18 protein-coding genes and 1 pseudogene are annotated in these 21086 nt (G+C 58.9%); 10 read left to right on the top strand and 9 right to left on the bottom strand.

Annotation, left to right across the window (positions count from 1 at the left end; all coding sequences use genetic code 11):
• The first annotated feature begins 55 nt into the window (after window positions 1–55).
• Window positions 56–979 (top strand): LysR family transcriptional regulator, encoded by a 924-nt coding sequence (locus PQR53_RS27930; protein WP_408461263.1) that lies wholly within the window; start codon window positions 56–58, stop codon window positions 977–979.
• Window positions 980–1158: 179 nt separating this feature from the next.
• Here the strand turns inward: PQR53_RS27930 and PQR53_RS27925 are convergent, their stop codons facing one another.
• A complete protein-coding gene (locus PQR53_RS27925; RefSeq protein ID WP_408461260.1) occupies window positions 1159–2889 on the bottom strand; it encodes a sigma 54-interacting transcriptional regulator in 1731 nt (576 codons plus the stop codon).
• Window positions 2890–3120: 231 nt separating this feature from the next.
• Here PQR53_RS27925 and PQR53_RS27920 point away from each other — a divergent pair, with 231 nt between their 5' ends.
• The 4 genes from PQR53_RS27920 (at window position 3121) to PQR53_RS27905 (ending at window position 6783) form a co-directional block, all read left to right on the top strand.
• Complete coding sequence (locus PQR53_RS27920) at window positions 3121–4368, top strand: acyl-CoA dehydrogenase family protein (RefSeq protein ID WP_408461258.1); 1248 nt, start codon at window positions 3121–3123, stop codon at window positions 4366–4368.
• 62 nt (window positions 4369–4430) lie between these two features.
• The gene (locus PQR53_RS27915; RefSeq protein WP_408461256.1) at window positions 4431–4757 is read left to right on the top strand and encodes an EthD family reductase; all 327 of its coding nucleotides are present in this window, start codon (window positions 4431–4433) and stop codon (window positions 4755–4757) included.
• A 1-nt stretch (window position 4758) separates the two neighbouring features.
• Window positions 4759–5259, top strand: a complete 501-nt coding sequence (locus PQR53_RS27910) for a flavin reductase family protein (RefSeq protein ID WP_408461253.1) — start codon at window positions 4759–4761, stop codon at window positions 5257–5259.
• A 318-nt stretch (window positions 5260–5577) separates the two neighbouring features.
• Window positions 5578–6783, top strand: a complete 1206-nt coding sequence (locus PQR53_RS27905) for an NAD(P)/FAD-dependent oxidoreductase (RefSeq protein WP_408461251.1) — start codon at window positions 5578–5580, stop codon at window positions 6781–6783.
• Between the two features lie 68 nt (window positions 6784–6851).
• Here PQR53_RS27905 and PQR53_RS27900 read toward each other — a convergent pair whose 3' ends face one another.
• Window positions 6852–7403, bottom strand: coding sequence for an RrF2 family transcriptional regulator (locus PQR53_RS27900; RefSeq protein ID WP_408461381.1), 552 nt, complete (start codon window positions 7401–7403; stop codon window positions 6852–6854).
• A 508-nt stretch (window positions 7404–7911) separates the two neighbouring features.
• Window positions 7912–9591, bottom strand: coding sequence for an ABC-F family ATP-binding cassette domain-containing protein (locus PQR53_RS27895; protein ID WP_408461249.1), 1680 nt, complete (start codon window positions 9589–9591; stop codon window positions 7912–7914).
• A 177-nt stretch (window positions 9592–9768) separates the two neighbouring features.
• On the opposite strand from PQR53_RS27895, the pseudogene PQR53_RS27890 reads away from it, so the two are divergent.
• A pseudogene (locus PQR53_RS27890) lies at window positions 9769–10086 on the top strand (transposase); the annotation flags it as partial.
• A 246-nt stretch (window positions 10087–10332) separates the two neighbouring features.
• Here PQR53_RS27890 and PQR53_RS27885 read toward each other — a convergent pair.
• The 5 genes from PQR53_RS27885 to PQR53_RS27865 all read right to left on the bottom strand — a co-directional run bounded on the left by PQR53_RS27885 (window position 10333) and on the right by PQR53_RS27865 (window position 14777).
• Window positions 10333–10746, bottom strand: a complete 414-nt coding sequence (locus PQR53_RS27885) for a GFA family protein (protein ID WP_459251635.1) — start codon at window positions 10744–10746, stop codon at window positions 10333–10335.
• Between the two features lie 207 nt (window positions 10747–10953).
• Window positions 10954–11400, bottom strand: a complete 447-nt coding sequence (locus PQR53_RS27880) for a hypothetical protein (protein ID WP_408461247.1) — start codon at window positions 11398–11400, stop codon at window positions 10954–10956.
• Window positions 11401–11429: 29 nt separating this feature from the next.
• Window positions 11430–12776, bottom strand: coding sequence for an oxalate/formate MFS antiporter (oxlT, locus tag PQR53_RS27875; protein WP_408461245.1), 1347 nt, complete (start codon window positions 12774–12776; stop codon window positions 11430–11432).
• A 99-nt stretch (window positions 12777–12875) separates the two neighbouring features.
• Window positions 12876–14021, bottom strand: coding sequence for a CaiB/BaiF CoA transferase family protein (locus PQR53_RS27870; RefSeq protein ID WP_408461242.1), 1146 nt, complete (start codon window positions 14019–14021; stop codon window positions 12876–12878).
• A 63-nt stretch (window positions 14022–14084) separates the two neighbouring features.
• The gene (locus PQR53_RS27865; protein ID WP_408461240.1) at window positions 14085–14777 is read right to left on the bottom strand and encodes a GntR family transcriptional regulator; all 693 of its coding nucleotides are present in this window, start codon (window positions 14775–14777) and stop codon (window positions 14085–14087) included.
• On the opposite strand from PQR53_RS27865, the gene PQR53_RS27860 reads away from it, so the two are divergent.
• Genes PQR53_RS27860 through lhgD form a run of 3 tightly spaced genes read left to right on the top strand, consistent with a single transcriptional unit; the run spans window position 14777 to window position 17759 of the window.
• The gene (locus PQR53_RS27860) at window positions 14777–15634 is read left to right on the top strand and encodes an enoyl-CoA hydratase/isomerase family protein (RefSeq protein ID WP_408461238.1); all 858 of its coding nucleotides are present in this window, start codon (window positions 14777–14779) and stop codon (window positions 15632–15634) included. The two genes, PQR53_RS27865 and PQR53_RS27860, sit on opposite strands and share 1 nt — an antisense overlap.
• Before the next feature lie 25 nt (window positions 15635–15659).
• Complete coding sequence (locus tag PQR53_RS27855) at window positions 15660–16556, top strand: SMP-30/gluconolactonase/LRE family protein (RefSeq protein WP_408461235.1); 897 nt, start codon at window positions 15660–15662, stop codon at window positions 16554–16556.
• Between the two features lie 12 nt (window positions 16557–16568).
• The gene (gene lhgD, locus PQR53_RS27850; RefSeq protein WP_408461233.1) at window positions 16569–17759 is read left to right on the top strand and encodes an L-2-hydroxyglutarate dehydrogenase; all 1191 of its coding nucleotides are present in this window, start codon (window positions 16569–16571) and stop codon (window positions 17757–17759) included.
• 109 nt (window positions 17760–17868) lie between these two features.
• Here lhgD and PQR53_RS27845 read toward each other — a convergent pair whose 3' ends face one another.
• Window positions 17869–19062 (bottom strand): SGNH/GDSL hydrolase family protein, encoded by a 1194-nt coding sequence (locus tag PQR53_RS27845; protein WP_408461231.1) that lies wholly within the window; start codon window positions 19060–19062, stop codon window positions 17869–17871.
• 428 nt (window positions 19063–19490) lie between these two features.
• Here PQR53_RS27845 and PQR53_RS27840 point away from each other — a divergent pair, with 428 nt between their 5' ends.
• Window positions 19491–21083 (top strand): ABC transporter substrate-binding protein, encoded by a 1593-nt coding sequence (locus PQR53_RS27840; protein WP_408461228.1) that lies wholly within the window; start codon window positions 19491–19493, stop codon window positions 21081–21083.
• The last annotated feature ends 3 nt before the right edge of the window (window positions 21084–21086 follow it).

Genomic DNA, 21086 nt, shown 5'->3' with positions numbered 1-21086 from the left:
GAGAAAAACGCGCTATAGTAAAAACATATTTCCACTATGCGGAAAAATTGCGCCTATGGATCGTTGGACACAGCTTGAATTTTTCGTTCTAACGGCAGAAACCGGCAGTCTTTCCAAGGCAGCGGAACGGCTTAACATGTCCAACGCTGCGGCGAGCCGCACCTTGAACGCGCTGGAAGAGCGGCTGGGTACGCGCCTGATAGAACGGACCACGCGGCGGCTCTGGCTGACGGACGCCGGGCGCGAGTACTACCTGCGTTGCAGTATGATCCTCGCCGAGGTCGCCGAGGCGGACGCCGCGGCCAGCGATACGGCATCGCAACCACGCGGCACCTTGCGCGTGACGAGTTCCGTTTCGTTCGCGCTCATGCATATCGCGCCGTGGCTGCCCGAATTCAACCGGCAATATCCGGATCTGGCCGTACAGATCGTGGCGGCCAACCGTTATCCGGATTTCATCGAATCCGGCATCGACGTCGCGATCCGCACTCGCGAATATGAAAGCGATTCCGGCATCACGGTCAGGCGGCTCGCCGAAACGAGGCGGGTGCTGGCCGCCTCGCCCGGTTATCTGGCACAGCATGGCAGCCCCAAAACGCCGGACGACCTCGCGCATCACAAGATGCTCGTCTATAACCTCGCCGCCGATCCGTACGTGCTGCATCTGACTCGCGGCGGCGAAACCCGCCATATCCCGCTCAAAAGCGCACTCGATTCGAACGAAGGTCAGGTAATCTGTGCCGCCGGCTATGCGGGCATGGGCATCGTGACTCAACCGCTCTATATCATCTACGACGATATCGTGGCGGGGCGTCTCGTGCCTGTTCTGGAGGACTGGCAACTGCCGCGCCTCACCATCAATCTCGCGTATCAGAGCAGGCGCTACCAGCCTGCCAAGATCCGCGTTTTCACCCAGGCGTTGATTGAGCGGGTTGAACGGCTCGATCTGGCCCGCAAGTGGTCCACGGTCTCGGCATGAAGTCAGCACCGGCAGCCACGCAGAATCCGGCTCAACAGTAAGGCCCTTCTCAGATCAGCATCGTGAGTTCGAAAGCCAGGCATTTTTTTTCAAATCGCCAATCAATTGAGTGCGAGAAGATCAATGAAGTACTGGCAGGAGATGGATACCGCTTGTGCCCGCCTCAAATTCCCGGACGATCACGTCGTCCCGTCTTTCAGAGCGGCTACGCGATGACGAAGCTGTGCCCGTGTCAAACCCAATTCCCGAGCTGCCTTGGATACGTTCCCGCCCGTGATTCTCAGGGCTTCGTCGATAGCGGCCTTCTCTATTTCGGCTAATGACCGTCGGCCAACAAGCGTCCGAATTGCCGCGTAATCCGGGTCCTCGTCCTCGACCGCTCGCTTGAAGCGGGCGTCCGCGAGACTGCCATTATTTTCAGGCGAAAGGAAAGCTTTTTGTAACGCGTCCTGCCTGCTGAACAGATGGAACGCGTCGATCGCCTCACCGTCTGTCGTCAGGATTGACGCTCGCTCAACCATGTTCTCGAGTTCCCGAATATTGCCGGGGAAATCATAAAGAAGCAGAGCGTCGATCGCGGCCGAAGTGAGACCTTGCACCTGTCGGCCTGTTGTTTCATTGAAGCGTCTGAGGAAAAGGTCGACCAGTGGCGGGATATCGCCTCGCCGCTCCCGGAGCGGAGGAATGGAAATCGGGAACGCCTCGAGCCGGTGCCGCAGATCTGCACGAAAAGTTCCTGCTGAGACTGCCTCCGCCAGATCTACGTTCGTTGCGCACACTACGCGAACGTCAACCTTGGTGGTTCTGGTTGACCCCACCCTCGTGATTTCGCCCTCTTGAAGGACTCGCAGCAGCTTAGCCTGCGCCGTCAGACTTAGGGTCCCGATTTCATCGAGAAAAAGGGTGCTTCCGTCTGCTGCTTCAAACCACCCCGGCCGCGCGGCTACAGCGCCTGTATACGCGCCTCGCTCGACACCGAAAAGTTCGGAATCGATAAGACTGTCGGGAATCGCAGCACAATTCAGACAGTAAAGCCGTTGAGACGATCGTGGACTCGAGCGGTGCAGCGCCCGGGCAAACACCTCTTTGCCGACGCCAGTCTCGCCTTGCAGCAGTACAGTAGTCGTCAGCGGGGCGACCCGTTGAACAAGGTGCCATGCAGCCAGAAAGCGGGAGGACGCTCCCACCACACCTTCTGCGAGAAGCGCAGGATGCCCGGAAGCCGCGAGAGAGGCAGCCGACGCTGCATCGCCAATCAAATCGGAACCATCTTCGCGCGAAGCCCACTCCTCTACGGTGCGCCCGACAATACGGCAGACCGCTCCGCCCGATGCCGAACATTCTATTTCGCGAAAGAGAATGGGGCGCCCCATGACGGCGCTCGTGTACCCCGACGCGTAACCTGTCTGCATCCAGCAAACGGGCTCCGAGCTTCCGCCGAACGAAGCAACGTGCGTCTCGGCTTCCGCGGAATTTCGCCACGTCAATACGCTGTAGTGACGACCCGTTTCCACATCTATATCGATGATCTCAGGCTCGACGAACACCTCTCCTCGAAGCGCGTGCAATTGCGGACCAATAAGAAATGCATCGAGATTGGGTTGTCCCGTTCTGAGCTTCATCGCGAGCATAGCCTCTTTGGCGCCTGCCGCGTGACCAGCATTAAACAGGATATTTTTCGCCTTCTCCATGCCTACGCTCTCGACCAATTGACGACGTAGCGCCGTAAGCGTCTCCAGGTTCAGGACCACTACGCGCTGATCATCGAGCCAGACCTGTCCATCGTGAGGTGCAAAACGAAGTCTTGCGCTCAGATCCGATATATCGGGTAGGGGTGAGGGTGCGCCCTCGACAGCATCAGCGGAGCGATCCGCGCGGAACTTCAGCGGCAAATCGGTGAATCGGGTCATCGTATGGTGGCTTCCTGACCTGGTTGGTTGTTCTCATCCAATGGTAAACGTGGAGGATGGTTGTGAACAGCCAAGAGTAACCCTTGATGCTGAAGCCGCACTTCATTTCACCCGACTCAGAGCCCCGTTAACACTCTGGCTTCGCTAATCCGCTGCCGACTGGCACGGGATCTGCATTACATGTATCGCCAAACAGATCTTTGGCCATTTAAAACCATCAGAGGAAGAGAAATGGAAGTGCTCGCAAATTACAAAGTCACGAAACTGAACGCGCCCCCCGCAACCGGCCCGCTCGCTTCGTTCTTTGACGCGCCTGGCCCGGATTGGGCTATTGTCGAAAAGGCTAGATCTCTTGTGCCATTTATCCGCGACAACGCACAAGCCTCGGAAGACAATCGCCGGGTACAGGAAACTGTCGTCAATGCGCTTCAGTCTGCTGGTCTCTATCACATTTCAGTGCCTACTAGACTCGGTGGCAGTGGCGCCAATTTCAGAACTTTTATCGAGGCAGTCGCAGAAGTTGCCCGCGGGGACGGCGGAACAGCGTGGGCCATGGCACTTCTGAACGTTTGCACCTGGTTCGCCAGTCTGTACTCCGATAAGGCACAACAGGAGGCATTTGCGGAGCCCGGCACCCGGATCTGCGGTATCTTCACTGCCACTGCTCACTCCGAGCGCGTTATGGGTGGATTTCGCGTAACCGGCGAGTGGTGGTACGCGTCAGGCTCTCTCCACGCGCAATGGGCCAATCTCGGCATCAAGATCGGCGAAAACCCGGACGGATCGCCACAACTCGGACTGGCTCTTGTCCCCTGCTCCGACCTCAGCTTGCGCGACACGTGGTACGTCGCAGGAATGCGTGCATCGGGCAGCAACACCCTGGTCGCGGACAACATTTTCATTCCGGATGAACGAATTCAGGCGTTCACCGATATGGCGGCCGAAAACTATACACGCCCGGATTCCGACGAAGCAAACGACTACGCGTCGTTCGTTCCGGTAGCAGAAATCGTACTGGTTGCGGCTCAGCTCGGTCTGGCGCGAGAGGCAATCGAACTCACACTCTCAAAGAGTGCGAAGAAGAACGTAGCGTATACGACCTTTAACAGTGTGAGCGTATCGCCAGTCCATCAGATCAAGCTTGCCGAAGCGACTTCGAAAGCCGATCAGGCGCACTTGCTCGTCGCTCGTGCATGTGCCGATATCGATCGCGCCGCAGCAAGGCATGAAAAGCTGGAAATGACCACCCGCGCGCGCATTCGTATGGACACAGGGGCGGCAGGCCAGCTCTGTCGCGAGGCGATAAACATGCTACTCAGCGTCAATGGCGCCAGCAGTTTTGCCCAGACCAATCCGCTCCAGCGAATCTGGCGAGACAGTGAAGTTGCCAGCCGGCACGCATTCGTGTTGCCGGAGATGGCTAGCCTGATTTATGGACGCTCGCTGTTTGGTGTGAGTGATCTGGTCCAGATCTACTAAAGATTGAGCCGGACCAGTTCCGTCTTCTCACTTTGAGTTCTTTAACTTCCACCGAGTTCAGGATGTACAAGCTTATCGCAATCTATGTTCGCCCCGAAGATCCGGCGCACTTTCGAAAACACCTTGTAGAAACGCATCTGCCACTGGTTGCCCGCTTCCCCGGACTCCAGGCTATGCACTATTCCGTGGCTATTGACGCTGGCGAAGACGATCAGCCGTTCGCGGTAGTTGAATGTGAGTTCGCCGATGAGAAAGCATTACGCGACGCCCTGTCGTCCCCCGAAGGCGAAGCTGCCGGGGCCGATGTTCCGAACTATGCCGCCGCCGGTGTCTCAATCCTGACGTACGAACCGCGTACGTTTGCCCTGACTCCCTTTCCTGGAGGGTGACATGAATAGCGAACTGGGAAGTGACTTCAAGCTCGCCATGCGGCGACTCACTTCCACCGTCACCGTCCTGACCTGCAGCGTAGCGGGTCAGCGATTCGGCATGACCGCGACGGCCGTGACATCGGTCTGCGCGGAGCCGCCCTCTTTGCTCGTCTGTGTCAATAGATCGGCTTCATTTCATTCGCCGATGGCGGACGCAAAACGCTTTTGTGTGAACCTGCTTAAGGTTGGACAACAGAACGTCTCGGCGGCCTTTGGCGGCAAAAAAAAGGGCGATGATAAATTCACCGAAGGAGTATGGCTTTCGAGCGACGATGGCATCCCGTTCCTGGCCGACGCGCAAGCCAACCTATTCTGTTCTCCCTCGGAGAGCTTCTCTTTTGGAACTCACACGATCTTCGTTGGGCGGGTCGAGAGTCTGCTGTTGGCCGATGAAATAAGTCCGCTGCTGTATCAGGACGGCGGATTTGCCAAGGCCCTGTCTCTGGCGGGTCGCGCGTAGCAGCACGCCCCACAGTCGGTTAGATGCGGTTTGTTCACCATAAGTGAGCGGGGGTGTCGGCGCGCGTGAATGGCGTCGGCATCCCACGATGGCGTATCGGTGATAGAGCTCGCTCATGTGATGGCGCCACCGTGTTTGTTGCAATCAGGCTCTAGCGCTGTCGTGGGTAGCTCGTTTACATTCACTAACTAGGACTGATATAGTCTGCGTTAATGAATGCATCTTGCCCGCGCATTCATGGCACGTGTACGGGCTAACCGCGTCGGTCGCCCGCCATCGCGATCCGCGCACCTCACACTTCAATCTGGAATTTTATCCGTGACTAAACGCCTTCTCATTATTGGTGCCGGCTTTGCCGGAATGTGGAGCGCGCTTTCCGCGGCTCGAGCCGCCGATGAGGCCGGCCGCTCGAACGAACTGGAAATCGTGGTGCTCGCTCCCGAAGCTCGTCTGAACATCCGCCCGCGTTTTTACGAAACCGATCTGTCTGAAGCCTCGTTCCCGCTTGCCGAGTTGTTCGATGTAACGGGTGTACGTGTCGTGGAAGGCTTCGCAGAGCAGATCGATCCCGACAAACGCACCGTCATCTATATCGGGGAAAACCAGGTTCGCGAATCGATCCATTACGACCGGCTAATTCTCGCGACCGGTAGCCGTCTGGCCGCTCCGAACGTACCTGGGCTCGGGCAGTACAACTTCAGCAACGACAAACTGCCGGATGCCCAACGACTGCAACTCCACCTTTTAGCACTCGGAGAGCGACCGGATACTCCGGCCCGCAACACTGTCGTGGTCGCAGGTGGAGGCTTCACCGGCATCGAAACGGCAGCAGAACTGCCATCTTATTTGCGCAAAATTCTCGGCGAAAACACCCCGATTGAGGTCATTGTCGTGGAACGTGCCGACGCGATTGGCCCCGATCTCGGTCCTGGACCGCGCCCCGTCATCGAACAGGCATTGTCCGAACTCGGTGTCACCGCACGCCTCGGGGTCGGCGTAACCGCCATTGATTCAAAAGGCGTGGTACTGAGCGACGGTTCGCGCATCGAAAGCCAGACAGTCATCTGGACTGCCGGTCTGCAGGCAAGCGAATTAACTCGGCAAATTACAGGCGAACGTGATCGTCTTGGGCGTCTACATGTAACACCCGAGCTTCGCGTAATCGGACAAGAGAATATCTTCGCGGCCGGCGATACGGCCTACGCAGCGACGGATGACAAAGGACATCACACCTTGATGTCGTGCCAGCATGCGATGAATTTGGGACGGTCCGCCGGGCATAATGCCGCCGCCGATCTGCTGTACATCCCCACGATCCCGTACGATCAGGTGAATTACGTGACCTGCCTCGATATCGGACCTTGGGGCGCGGTGCAAACCGAAGGCTGGGATCGGCAGGTCAAGCTCACAGGCGCTGAAGCGAAAAAGCTCAAGCAACAGATCAATACGGTCTGGATCTCCCCCCCGCGCGCAGATCGAGCCGAAGCCTTCGCAGCTGCCGATCCGAACCGCCGCCTGGTGTAAAACACGCGTGACGTATCTCTGATCAGCGCACAAGACCGGTGGTGTATCGCATCACCGGTCTTTCTTCTCTACTGGCGCTTGCCGCCGCGATTCTTTATCCCGTGCAGACGCGCGTGGTCCCGGGCGTCTGCACGCGCGTCGAACCATTCCACGACGTCATGACCGAACCGGGCCGGCTCCTTTTGTGCGACCCCCTTGGCCAGATCTGCCAAGGTCGTAGCAGCCAATTCGGCGCGCATCTGTTTCTCGGCACGCAACATCACCGCATGGATACCGCAAACACCTTTGGTCGCCCATGCAGGGGGTTGGCTTTCAAACAACACGCATCGATCGCGGATCTCCTGACAATCAAACAGCGGCTTCTCTCCCTCAACCGCATCCACCACGTCAAGAACCGTAATTCGGTTTGCTGGCCTGGCAAGAACATATCCCCCACGAATACCTTCCGTCGCCCGGACAATGCCGGCTTTTTCGAGCTTCGGAAACAGCTTTGCCATATAGGGAACGGGTACGCCCTGTAATTCGGCCAAATCACGGCTGCTAGCGCGTACTTGCAGCGGTTTGGCCATCCAGATGAGACAGTGCAACGCGTATTCGACGCCTGTGCCAAAATGGGCCATACATTCGTAGATAAAGATCAAACAAGTATCTTACCGCAAGTACGCCACCACAATTCTGGCGCTTCCGGTACACGTGATCGCTTCCCGTCTTAATTGGAGTAAAGCCGGTCAAAGCGCAGCGCACGCGTTTTACTGATTACTGACCGAGTGCGATCGACGACGCTCCAGGGAGCCCCGACTCACTGGACGCAGAAGTGTCCACGTTTTGACGTCAAATGTATCCATCCACTTGAGCTCCGCCCCCATCGGGCTTGGCCATTGTTTGTGCGTACGAACGGACGAACTCGCAGTGTCGCGGCACTCGAGCGTCGCTGGACGTCGCGAAGTTCAAGAAACCGGATGTTCGCTGTCGGATCGACATTTCTATGCCGATCACTTTTGTGAGGGACGGGGCGTCTTTGCGAACTCTTCGCTCCACTGCCGAACTTCCGTAGTCGCCCCAAAGCGGCCCTTCGACTCGATGCGAGTGCTATGGCAGCTTCCAAACTGGAACTGCCAGGGAATTAACTCAGGCGATAACCCTCTGCTCCCCGGCTGCCTGCTCGCGCATGCGACGGGCTTCGTCGCGCAGGAACTGCTGGTAATCGTCCAGATCGCCGTCGAAGGGCTCGACGCCACCCTTGGTGACGAGCCAGAACTCGTCACATACCGCGCGCAGCAGGGACCGGTCGTGACTGACCAGCAGCACTGTGCCTTCGAATTCGTTGAGTGCCATGCCTAGCGCTTCGCGTGTGGCCAGGTCGAGGTGGTTGGTAGGCTCGTCGAGCAGCAGCAGGTTGGGGCGCTGCCACACGATCATGCACAACACCAGCCGCGCCTTTTCCCCGCCGCTCATCGTGCCGACCGCCTGATGGACCATGTCGCCACTGAAGCTAAAGGTGCCGAGGAAGGTGCGAAGCGATTGTTCGGTGCCACTCTGGCCGGGGGCACGCAGGTGCGCCGGCGTGTCCTTGGCAAGGCGGATCATGTGTTCCATCGGCGTGTCGAGAGGACGCAGCACGTCGAGTTCCTGCTGTGCGAAGTAGCCGATGTTCAGGCCTTTGCCTTCGCTGATTTCGCCGGCAATCGGCGCCAGCTCGTGCGCCACCGTCTTCACCAGAGTGGACTTGCCTTGGCCGTTGGCACCGAGAATGCCGATGCGCTGCCCGGCCAGCACGGATCGGTTGATGCCCCGCACGATGACCGTCGGCGGCGTGCCCGGCGGTGCGCCGGTCGGCGCCGGGTAGCCGAAGCTCGCGTCCAGCATCGACAACAGCGGGTTCGGGACGTTGAGCGGCTCCTTGAACTCGAAGTTGAACTCTGCGTCGGCAAGCACGGGTGCGATCTTCTCCATGCGTTCGAGCGCCTTGACCCGGCTCTGCGCCTGCTTCGCCTTCGAGGCCGTGGCCTTGAAACGGTCGATGAATTTCTGCAAGTGGGCGATCTTGTCCGCCTGCTTGGCCATCGAGGCCTGCTGCAGCACCATCTGCTCAGCGCGCATGTCTTCGAACTTGCTGTAGTTGCCGCCATAGCGCACGAGCTTCGCGTTATCGACGTGCACCGTCACCTGCGTCACCGCGTCGAGGAATTCGCGATCGTGGCTGATCACTACCAAGGTTCCTTGATAGCGCTTGAGCCACGCTTCCAGCCAGACCAGCGCGTCGAGGTCGAGGTGATTGGTCGGCTCGTCGAGCAACAGCAGGTCGGACGGGCACATGAGCGCGCGCGCCAGTTGCAGTCGCATGCGCCAGCCGCCGGAGAAACTGTTGACCGGCTGGCTGAGCTGCGCAGCACTGAAGCCAAGGCCCAGGATCAGCGCCTGGGCACGTGCGGGGGCATCATGTGCACCGGCGTCGTGCAGGGCCATGTAAGCGTGCGCCATGCGCATGCCATCGTCGCTGGCCTCAGCGGCGGCCACTTCGGCTTGCGCGGCCAGCATTACGGTGTCACCCTCGATGACGAAGTCCGTCGCACTCTGCTCGGTCTCCGGCATCTCCTGCGCGACCTGGCCCATCTTCCATGCAGCGGGAATCGAGAACTCGCCGCCGTCTTCGTGCAGCGTGCCGTTGAGAAGGCCGAAGAAGGATGACTTGCCGGCGCCATTGCGGCCGACAAGGCCAATCTTTTCGCCGGGGGTGAAGGTGACGGACGCGCGGTCGAGTACGACATTGACACCGCGGCGCAGCGTGACATTACGGACGGTAATCATAAGGAGCTACTTCGGAGAGGACAGGCATGATAGCCGACCGGACGTACAGGGCTGTCTTTTTTCTGGCCGCACGAGTGAAGAGCCGCTTGCGCTTTGCGGCGCCCACCGGCCACAAAGCGACGCAGGTACTGGCGCACCGGGCGTTCCGGCTGCGGTGCCAGTGAACAGACGGTGAGTGACGGATGTTCGATGAAGGATCGTTGCTGCCCGAATATGTCGTTTCGCAAAATCACACGTAGTGTCCATGAAGACGCGCGTGACGAAGCAAAGCGCATCGCGGCAACCCCCGAATACCGGCAGTCTCGCCGGCAGCGTAAGAAGGTAGAGATGCTCTTTGTCCACCTCGAGCGCGTTCTGAAGCTCGACCGTTCGAGGCTGCGCGGTCCAAGCGGTGCTCATGACGAGTTTCTGATGGCACCAACCGCGCAGAATCTGCGAAGAATGGCCAAGTGGCTCACGCCAGACGGTAGGCAGGCAAACCCGGCCATTGCATGAGGGGAAGCGGAGTCCTCGCCTGCTTGAAGTCTGCCTCCTCGCCGAACTCTGCTACTCGAAACGTACTTCCAAAACCAGCGTCCTAAACCAAAACACGAATTTTTCAACAGAATTGGCCGAATGCTAACCGACCGCAATCAGCACCGCGCAACCCTAAGCAGATACTGGCAAGCGGACGTTGAGAGGCACCATCGGAATAGCATCTAGCATGGTTTGGCAGAAACCTGGTTAGGCATCAGGTTCTTTTCACTGCTGGGGCGACTGAGGAAAGTGAGGAATTGCTTGATCAAAGCAAACCCACCGTTGCGCACTAGCGGTGTATATGTCTAGCATTGGTCTAAAGTCAGAGGTGTCGTCTAGCGAGGGAAATCGGATAGAAGTGACTTGTGGATAAGCTGAGCTTTGCGTGAACAAGGGGGTTCCACAGTCAGGGCAAAAACTACGGGTTGTGAGGCCACCGCTGCTTGCGGTAACTGCATATGTTCGCGGCTTACCACAGATCTCAAGGTCGTCAGTCTTGACGATGATGCCTGACGCGAAAGGAGCGCCACTTGAGATCTGACAGTCTCTGCAATGGCAGTTGATCATGGCGACGGGCTCCCGCACACATGCATAGCGAACCGATCCGCATGCGCACCCACCTGAAAATGGAATATTCATATTGCACTCGTCAATCGAAAGCTAGATTAACCGCGAGTCTACAACTTTTTGTAATGGCCGCTTCAGACCGAACCCGGAACGACATGGTCGGTCCGAACATCACTGGCGTTGGCTGGCTGACCGCCGAACTTCCGTGAAAACTGAACGTGTCTGAAAAAGCGTGCATGCAGCCGCAGCCACGCCTCGCTTTCTGCTGCATCCAGCCACTCAATACCAGCCGTCAAACGTGGAAATCAGCGCCCCTATCAGGTGCTTTTTCGGTTGCGACAGCGTACTCACATCCGCAAGTCCACGGATCTCGAGCATGTCCCACAGCGGTTGGGCACCTTCAGCGAAGCAGAAGGACGCGACTACGGCAAGAAACACCTTATCTTCACCTCGATCCTTGACGATAGCCGCGTGGATCGTGTTCATCCGCGGCGTCAATTCCGTCTTGGTCTGCGCCCGTTGCAGTCCCCCGTCAGTACCATCGCCAAAGTATTCGCAGCCTGCTATCGCTACCGCCTGTTTCCATAGATCCAGAAAGGCCCGCTCACGGGCAGAGCGGTTCGCAAACGAAACGCTCTGTCGACCGGGTATCGTTTCCCGATCCAGCCCGGAAGTATCAGCAATAACGTATTGATCACCCTTCTCGTTCAAAGACGTTGTGAGCATCCTTACCTCTTTCGTCCAGGCCACGCTTCCTAAGAGCTCGAAGCTGGCGACTTGACCTGTCCACCAAACTGAAGATCGGACCCTGCCATACCCCCTTTGTCCAGCAGTTCTGCATTGCTTCTCGCAATGAAATTGCGCCTCATTGGACCCAGGACGAACCGGGAGACGACGGCAGACAGGATCGCGATCGCGGCGCAGAAGAAAAAGACGGAGTCCCATCGGCCAGTCAACTCGCGCAGCAGACTGCCGAACGGCACGATCAGCGCCGCGAAACCCTTCGTGGTGAAAAGCGCGCCCGCGTTGGCGGTCAGATATCTGCTGCCGTACGTGTCGCCGATCAGGGCGGACGATATCGCATAGATCTCCCCCCAGAACAGATAGACTGCCGGCGCGAAGACCAGGAAGAGATACGGATTCTGGCCGTACTGGATGATGCCGAGCAACGCCAGGCCCTCCCCGAGAAACACGAGAAACATCGTGTTTTCCCGACCGAACCTGTCGGAGATCAGGCCGCACAAGGGTCGTGTGAAGCCGTTCACGAGGTTATCGACCGACAGCGTCAGTGTGAGCAACGGCACCACGGTCCCGAAGAGCGCGATGGGTGCGGAAGCGATGCCAAAGTCACGGGCAACCGAGGCGATATGTGCCGTCGCGATAAGTCCGCCGGCCGACATCGCCGTGAAGATGGCATAACACACCCAGAACACGGGCGTTTTCATCATCTCGGCTGTCGTGTAGTCCCGCTTGCTCTGCACGTTTCGTTGCGCGGGAATGGGGCGCGTTGAAACCGTGGGTTTCACCATGAGGGCTGAGATCAGCAGGATTGCACCACCGAGAATCAGACCGAACTTGAGGAAAGCCGACCGGTAACCATGGTGTGCGATCTCATTGGCAATCGGAATGATCGTCAGAGCCGCACCAATTCCGAACCCGGCTGCAGCGAGACCGCCTGCGAACCCTCTACGATCCGGGAACCACTTCATCGCGACCCCAACACAGGTGCCATATACGCAACCCGCACCGATGCCAGACAGAAGTGAATCCAGATACAGCACATAGAGCGAGTCGGTGAAGGAATTCACTGTCCACGCTATCATGATCAGGATCGCGCCCCCCGCTATCACCGGTCTGGGACCGAACCGATCCACGATCATCCCTTCGATCGGGACCAGCCACGTTTCGGCCATGATGAAAATGGTGAACGCGACCTGAATGCGCAGGTCCGACCAGCCGAAGGCCGAATGTAGCGGCCTGACGAAAAGCGTCCAGCTGTATTGGATATTCGCGACCAACCCCATGCAGAGAATGCATAGAAACAGCTGGAACCACCTCTTTTTCCCGTCGGTGTCACCCGCGGTCAGAGCGACCTTTCTCACTTGTCTCCTCCATCTTTTTTCATCGCTACGTTATAGACCTCAGGTTCTCAAAAGCTTCCATTCGCATTACTAAATGAAGGAATTAATAAAAGATGACCCTCAGGCGTCTGTGCTCGCCACTCGCTGCGCAGCCAGTTCTTCGCGAATAGCGGGGCCGTGCTCGTCGACATGCGGCGCACGTTGCACCTTCGCTGACTCTTCTTTACTCAGTTGCCGGACCGGGCTGCGCACCGCTCGAAAGGAATAACCACTATCGCTATCCACCTCGACGAACAGGTTTCGCGCATCGAGCTGAGGACTGTTTGCGATCTCCGCAATGCTGTTGATCGGTCCGCAAGGAATTCCAGCAGCGCCGATAACCTCGAGCCAGTAATCACGGTCTTTGGAGAGGAAAATTCCCTCAAGCTCCGCTTTCATTGATGCTTCGTTGTCGAGGCGATTTGCGGGAGTGGAAAAGCGCGGGTCGTCAATGAGGTCCGGACGTCCGATTGCTTTCACGAGTCGGGCGTAGAGTCCATCGCCTACCGTGCACACGACCATATACGAATCGGCGCATCTGAAGGCGTCGAACGGCACGATAAGCGGATGCCGCGAGCCGACGCGCCCCGGAATCTCGCCGGTCACGTCATAGCGCATGAAGTGACTCTCGAGCAGCGCAACCTGACAATCGAGCATGGCCACATCGACACGACCGCCCTTCCCGGTCCGGTGTCGTTCGTTGATTGCAGACACGATGCTCAGCGCTGCATACACGCCTGCCCCGAGGTCTCCAATCGAGGTGCCTACCCGCGTCGGCGGGCCATCGGCCTGGCCGTTCACGCTCATGAGTCCGCTGAGCGCCTGCACCACGAGGTCATAGGCCGGAAGGCTGCGCCACGGACCGGTCTGGCCGAATCCCGAAATCGATGCAAAGACCAGTTGCGGATACCGCTCGGCCAGCACCTCCGCGGACAATCCGAGTTTCTCCATCGTTCCAGGGCGAAAATTTTCCACCAGAACATCGGCACCCTCGAGCAATTCGTCAAGCAGCGCCCGGTGCTCGTCATTCTTCAGATCGAGAGCGATCGACTCCTTGCCCCGATTGATCGACATGAAATAAGGCGAATCCGAGCCAACAATCGGCGGTACGTAGCGCGATTCGTCACCCTTCCCCGGGCTTTCGATTTTGATCACACGCGCGCCGAGATCGGAAAGCAGAAGCGTGCAGTAAGGCCCGGAGAGGAAACGGGTCATGTCGACAACCACGAGATCCTTGAGCGGACCCGTTCGATTGGCGGTGGAAAGCGGCATTGTCAGTCTCCTACATGGTCAGGTTGTTCTGTCAGAGTCGGCGAGGCTCCCTTCGGGGAGCGTCATGACGAATTCGGCAAACGATTTTCCAGCAACGGCGATATGGTCGACGGCGGCGTGAAACGCCCCCCATTCGTCGTTGGCGGCGATCATATCGACGATGCGACGATGCTCCGCCGCAGACTCGGCCATCCGGCCGGGCTGATGGAAAATGTTCCGCCGGTACAGCTGTGAGCGCCGCCGCAGCGCGATAACGTGCTGGCTAAGCGGCGCGTTCCGGGTGCTCGCGTAGAGAATGCTATGGAACTCGGCATTGGCCGATGCATAAGCCTCCCGGTCATTGTTCTGGGCCGCCCGCTCGCAGGCCTCGACCGAGTCCATCAGTTCCTTCACTGTCTCGGGCGGCGAACGCCGCGCCGAGAACATTGCGCACAACCCTTCCGTATAAGCGAGCAGCTCGACGATGGCGAGCAACTCCTTCGACGAGAGCTTTGCCACGAACGCGCCCTGCCGGGCAACCCGGTGGACGAGACCTTGCGCAAGAAGCTGCTGGATGGCCTCTCGCACCGGCGTACGAGAAACCCCATAACGCTCGGCGATGGCTTTTTCATCGAGCAGATCGCCCGGCAGGTACCGGCCCTGGGCAAGTTCCGCCTCGATCTTTTCCCGGATCGTGGACGCGAAATTGGGATTACTGGAGTTCTGGGACATTGCTGGCTTCCTTTTTCTGTAATCATACAGTACGCTGCTGTAATTACAACAGCCACCCGTATAATTTTATGAACACGACTATTGATGCACAGCCTCCAACGATGACCGTCTCCGGTACCGTAGCGCGAATCGCGCTACGCAGGCCGAAGCATGCGAATCGTATCGAAACACCCGACCTGGACGCGCTAGTTGAGTTTTTCGCTGAACTGAAGCACAGCAAGCAGATTCGGGCAGTCATCCTGCAAAGCGAGGGGCGCTACTTCAGCGCCGGCTATGACATTGGTCAGGTTGCGGAAATTGCGGTTGCCCAGCCGGATGGTCCGATCGACAACCCCTTTGAAGCGCTGGTTGAGGGACTCGAGAGCCTGCCTCAGGTCACCATCGCCCGGCTGCACGGCGGTGTCTATGGTGGCTCGACCGATCTCGCCCTCGCCTGCGACTTCCGTGTGGGAACGCCTGCAACCGAAATGTTCATGCCCGCTGCCGCACTCGGCCTTCTGTACTACCCCTCTGGTATCAAGCGTTTCGTTTCGCGACTGGGACTGAACGAAGCCAAGCGGCTGTTTCTGCTCGGCGAGAAGACCCATGCCGACGACATGCTGCGCATCGGCTTCCTTACCGATCTCGTCGCCGACGGCGAGCTCGACAAGCGCGTTGACGCGCTCGCTCAACGCGTCGCAACGCTCGCACCACTGGCCGTCAGTGAAACGAAGCGAGCGATGAATGCCCTCGGCCGCGACGAATTCGATCTGGCCGACTTCAAGGATTGCGAAGCCCGCATTCTCCGCTCATCGGACCTGCGAGAGGGGCTGACCGCATGGAAGGAAAAGCGCCCGGCAACGTTTTCGGGGCAATAACGGATCGAAAGAACGGAAAGACGAAATGAAACTGCGAATGGAAGACGTTCCGCTCAGAGCAGAGGTACTCTACCGGTTACCCGATGAATACCGCCGCCCCAAAAGGAGCGAATGGGCCGACGCGAATGCATCAGGTGCCTGTCTCGACTCGTTTCTCGAAGGGCCCACGCTGGATGCGCAAGGCAATCTCTGTGTAGTCGACATACCTCATGGCCGCATATTCCGCATCGATCAAAAAGGGCAATGGGACTGCGTTGTCGAATACGACGGCTGGCCCAACGGCATGGCGCTGGCCGTAGACGGGTCGATGCTCATCTGCGACTACAAGCACGGACTCATGCGGCTCGAACCCGATAGTGGCCGGATCGAGCCGCTCCTCGAGACGCGCAACTCCGAGCGGTTCAAGGGTGTGAACGACCTCTGCATCTCCTCGCGAGGCGACGTGTATTTCACGGACCAGGGTCAGACAGGGATGCACGATCCGACGGGCCGGGTGTATCGGCTGACGAAGGAAGGTCGGCTCGACTGCCTGCTCTCGAATGTGCCGAGCCCCAACGGTATCGTTCTTACGCCAGACGAGCAGACGCTGTTCGTATCCGCCACACGCGCGAATGCCGTGTGGCGAGTACCGCTTATGAAAGACGGCAGTGTCTCGAAGGTTGGTGTCTTCTGCTACATGTTCGGTCCTGGCGGCCCGGATGGCATGTGCATGGACGAGCACGAAAACCTGTTCGTCGCTCATGTCGGCCTGGGCTGCGTATTCGTGTTTTCACGCAGAGGCGAGCACACCCACACGATCTCGGGTCAATCGGGAGAACGTACGACGAACGTCGCACTAGGCCTTTCGGGAAATGGAAGTTCCCGGCTGTACATTACTGAAGCGCAAACGGGTTGCGTCCTGTCGATGCAATGGAATGGATAACGAACTAACAAGATGAAATACGACTACTGCATCATCGGTGGCGGGATCGTGGGACTGGCAACAGCGCTCGCGATTCTCCGACGTTCCCCGGGTGCCTCGCTAACACTCCTGGAGAAGGAAAACACGCTAGCAAGCCACCAAACAGGGCACAACAGCGGAGTCATCCATGCCGGCGTCTATTATGCCCCTGGGAGCCTCAAGGCCGATCTATGCCGTCGCGGAGCCGAAGCGACCAAGGCGTTCTGTCAGGAGCACGGCATTCCGTTCGACGTCTGCGGCAAGCTCGTCGTGGCCACCGACGAGCGTGAACTCTCGCGGATGGAGGCGCTCTACTCCCGATCGCAACAAAATGGACTGAGCGTTCGGCGGCTCGACGCATCAGAACTCGCAGAACTCGAACCCAACATCGTTGGCAAAGGCGCACTGCTCGTGGAAACCACGGGCATCGCTGATTACAAGGCCATGTGCTCGAAGATGGCGGACCTGCTGCGTATAGCGGGTGCGGACATTCGCCTCGGTGTCAGGGTCACCGCAATCAGGGAGCGCGGTGATCAGGTCGAACTGGGATATGACGGAGGATCGATCGTGACCGACCGGCTCATTGCTTGCGCCGGGTTGCAATCGGACCGTCTTGCGAGACTGGCTGGCGTACCGATCGATCACCAGATCATTCCGTTCCGCGGCGAATACTTTCGTCTTCCCGCGTCCCGTGCGTCGTTGATCCGGCATCTCATCTATCCTGTGCCGGATCCTGATCTCCCCTTTCTCGGGGTTCATCTGACGCGCATGATTGACGGCGGAATCACAGTGGGACCCAACGCAGTGCTCGGATTTGCACGCGAAGGCTATTCCAAGAGCGCAGCGAACGTTGCCGACATGCTGGACTTCGCACGGTTTCCGGGCTTCTGGAAGGTCATGGGCAAGCACTTCAACTCGGGCATGATCGAGATGAAAAACTCGCTCTGGAAGCGCGGTTACCTGGAGCAGTGCCGGAAATATTGTCCCCAACTGACCATCGACGACCTCCTGCCTAGCGAGGCCGGCATTAGGGCCCAGGCTGTGATGCGCGATGGCACGCTGGTTCACGATTTTCTTTTTGCGGAAACGTCGCGGATGTTGCACGTCTGCAATGCACCATCGCCGGCCGCCACCTCGGCCCTACCCATCGGCGAGATGATCGCGGCGCGGTTGGGTCTGCAGTAGAGCGCTGTCCCAAGGACTTTCTTGCGAACTCGCCGGATTCTGCCCGGCGAGTTTTTTTTTGGGTCTTGAACGGTTTGCCGTTTGCACCGCAATTTGAGCCAGTCGATTTTCAACCGGCGTCAGTTTGCGTCGTCGCCCGGAATTGACACGCTAGCCGGTCAAACAGACACAAATAAAGCATCTCGATCGCTCGCATGCCAGGTGCTGCGGGATGGATGAGCGACGCGTCTAACCATGGCCTTGGGCCGCCGTAGCGATACTCGCTGACGTCGCCGAATAGCGGCTGCAGATCGACGTGCGCCAGCCCTTCTTCAATCGCCAGCGAACGATCGACATCGCGATACAGACGCATAGGGCGGCCAAGCCGCGACGCCTGGTGGTCCCCGCTCTCAGGCGAGGTGCCGAGTGCAATGTCGGCTTCCGGCGCAGCGCGCTTCAGCGTGTGAACAAGCGCGGCCAGACAACGGCGATGCTCCTGCGGTTCGATCAACTTCTGATCGTTGGTGCCGAACAACGTCATCAATGTGTCGAACCCGAACGACTCAATCGAGGCTCTCCACGCTGCCGCATCCACTGAAGCCCAGTGCTGGGCCGAACTGCCGCCCGCGCCGAGATTGTGAATGCGCACGCCTGGGCAGCCGCTGTCATGATCGATGCCGGCGAGCTCTACCAGACCCGCCGCCACGCGCAAGTCGAGCGTCCAGCCGCCGTGCAGCGGGAAGCCTGCGAGCGCGGTAATCGGCGTCGCGCCACCGGCACCTAGATCGAGGGTGACCCATCCACCCTCGTTCCAACGATACTCGATCGTTCCAGCCGGCACCGCGTGCAATTTCACGCTGCGCGTCGGTCCAGTTGTGTTGGTGACGCGAATGACGTCGCCCACCACACTGCTTGCACTCGTGCACAGGTCCGGCACGGGACGGTTGTTCACCTGCGTGGTCCACGAACCGGTTCCGGCCTGATACAGGCGATTCGAATTGGCCGAACCGCCGCGCCGTTCAGTCGAGGTCGTGTATGACAGACCGCACCAGCCTCCGCCAGCGTCGCCGTAAAGCTGCTGAAGCGCGCAAGACAAGCGGGGCATGAAATAGCGCTCGCGGGTCGGATCGCCTTGAGCAGGTAATCCGGAACCGCGCACCCAGCTGTCGCCAATGAAACCCACGACCCATTGCACCTCGTCACGGTGCCCCCCTTGCCGCAATTGCTGACTGCGCAACCGCAGCCTGAACAATCGCTGCGCGCCATAAATGGCGCCAGCGGGAATCATGAATGCAGCCACGTCATCATCCGGTGAGCGGTTCATATTGAGTTGCGTTTCAGAAGCGATGCTCGATCGATGACGCCATGCTAGGCAGAAAAATAGGGTGAAGTAAGAACACTTCTGACGATCATGATCCGCGGAGTCGATACCCTCTGAGCATGCTTCAGCCGATCCAATCGCATTGCATCGTCAGCGGCACCCAGCTCACGACTGGCTCAGTCAAATCACGCCAAAAATTGCAGGTCTACTCGCGTTTTCCCGCATGATCTGAAATTCGGTGTCCGATCGACAGGACTGCTCTTCCCAACACATGCCCCTGCTTTTACGATCGCGGCATGCTGATTGGCCGTTACCAGGCGGCCACCATGCCGCGATCTTCATTTAACAAGGACACTTTTGATGTCGAACCGTAGCCTGCCCCTTATTGTGAGCCCAAGTGGCGTCTGGCCATTGCAATCCGGGTGCAATTCGTGAAGCGCGTGGCAAAGGCGCGGGTGCGCAGAAGGGTGTCGCCCATTGCGATCGCGATAGCGGTTGCCGCGATGAGCGCCGCGGCCTCCGCCGCTCCCGCGCAGACCAACGCTACCGCGCCGCTTCGCGAAATCCGCTTTGCGATCAGCACCGACACCCCCACCTCGATGCCAGGTAATGTGCTTCGCAACGCCTATACCGACGAGATTCTGGCCAACGTGGTGGAGTCACTGGTCGCATTGAAAGGCGATCTGTCGATCGGACCGATGCTCGCCGACAGCTGGACCATTTCACCGGACGGCAAGCGCTACACGTTTCATCTGCGGCATGGTGTGACGTTCCAGAACGGCGCGCCGCTGACGTCCGCGGAGGTTAAATGGAGCTTCAACTATCTGATGCAGCCGCGTACCGGCTACGTGTGCCGCAGCAACTACAACGGCCAGCGCGGCCCGAAAGTACTGGCGGTCACGACACCCGATCCGCACACGGTGGTCTTCGACCTCGACCGGCCCTCGGCGCTCTTCCTGACACGCATGACCGAGCTGCGTTGTCCGCTCGCCGTGCTGCATCCGTCCAGCGTCGGACCGAACGGCGAATGGATCAGGCCGGTGGCGACAGGACCGTTCGTCTTTAGTGAATGGAAGCAGGGACAATATGTATTGCTGACGCCCTATGCCGGCTACAAGCCGCGCAGCGAGCCGTCCAGCGGTCTCGCGGGCGCCAAGCGGGCCGAAGCGAATGTGCGCATCGTCGCGATTCCCGATGAAGCCGCGCAGCTCTCCGCGCTAATGTCCGGCCAGATCGACGCGATGAATATTTCCGAAAACAATCTGCCGCCATCGGATCCGAACTGGCATCTGATTTCCGGGGCCGGCGCCGATCCGTCCGCGTTGCTGATGCAAACGCGGGACCCCCTGCTGTCCGACGTGCGGATGCGCCGCGCAATTGCGCTCGCGGTCGATCTGCCAGGCGTGGTCGATGCGGTGAGCGGCGGCCGGGCACGCTACAACCCGTCGCTGACTACGACGGCCGACGAACTCTACACGCCCGCGGACGCGATCGGCTACCAGCAGAATCTGGCCGAAGTCAAACGCCTGCTCGCGCAGGCCGGTTACAAGGGTCAGCCGCTGACACTCAAAACCAATCGCCGCTATCCGCACATGTACTCGGCGGCGATTTATCTGCAATCGCTGCTGTCGCAGGCCGGCATCAACGTCAAGCTGCAGGTACTCGAATGGGGCACCCAGGCCGACGATTTCCACTCCGGCAATTTTCAGCTGATGTCATTCGGCTACTCGGCGCGGATCGAACCGGCGTTGATGTATGGCGACGTCCTCGGCGACAAGTCAGGCAACCCGATGGCGCAATGGGAGAACCCGCAAGCGCGCGCCCTGTTGCGCAGCCTCGACAGCGTGACCGACGACAACACACGAAAACAGGTGTTCGCGCAACTGCATCAGATGATGCTGGCCGATGCGCCGATGATCGTGCTGTATGACTCGCCCGATCTCACGCTGGTCAGCAGCCGCCTGCATGGCATGGGCACCTGGCCGTTGCGCACGAAGCGCTTTTTCAACGTCACGAAGAACTAGGGC

This window comes from Paraburkholderia fungorum (assembly GCF_046027605.1).
Lineage (GTDB): Bacteria > Pseudomonadota > Gammaproteobacteria > Burkholderiales > Burkholderiaceae > Paraburkholderia > Paraburkholderia fungorum_F.
The sequence above is the reverse complement of the archived record's forward strand: the minus strand, read 5'-3'. Positions and strand labels throughout refer to the sequence as shown.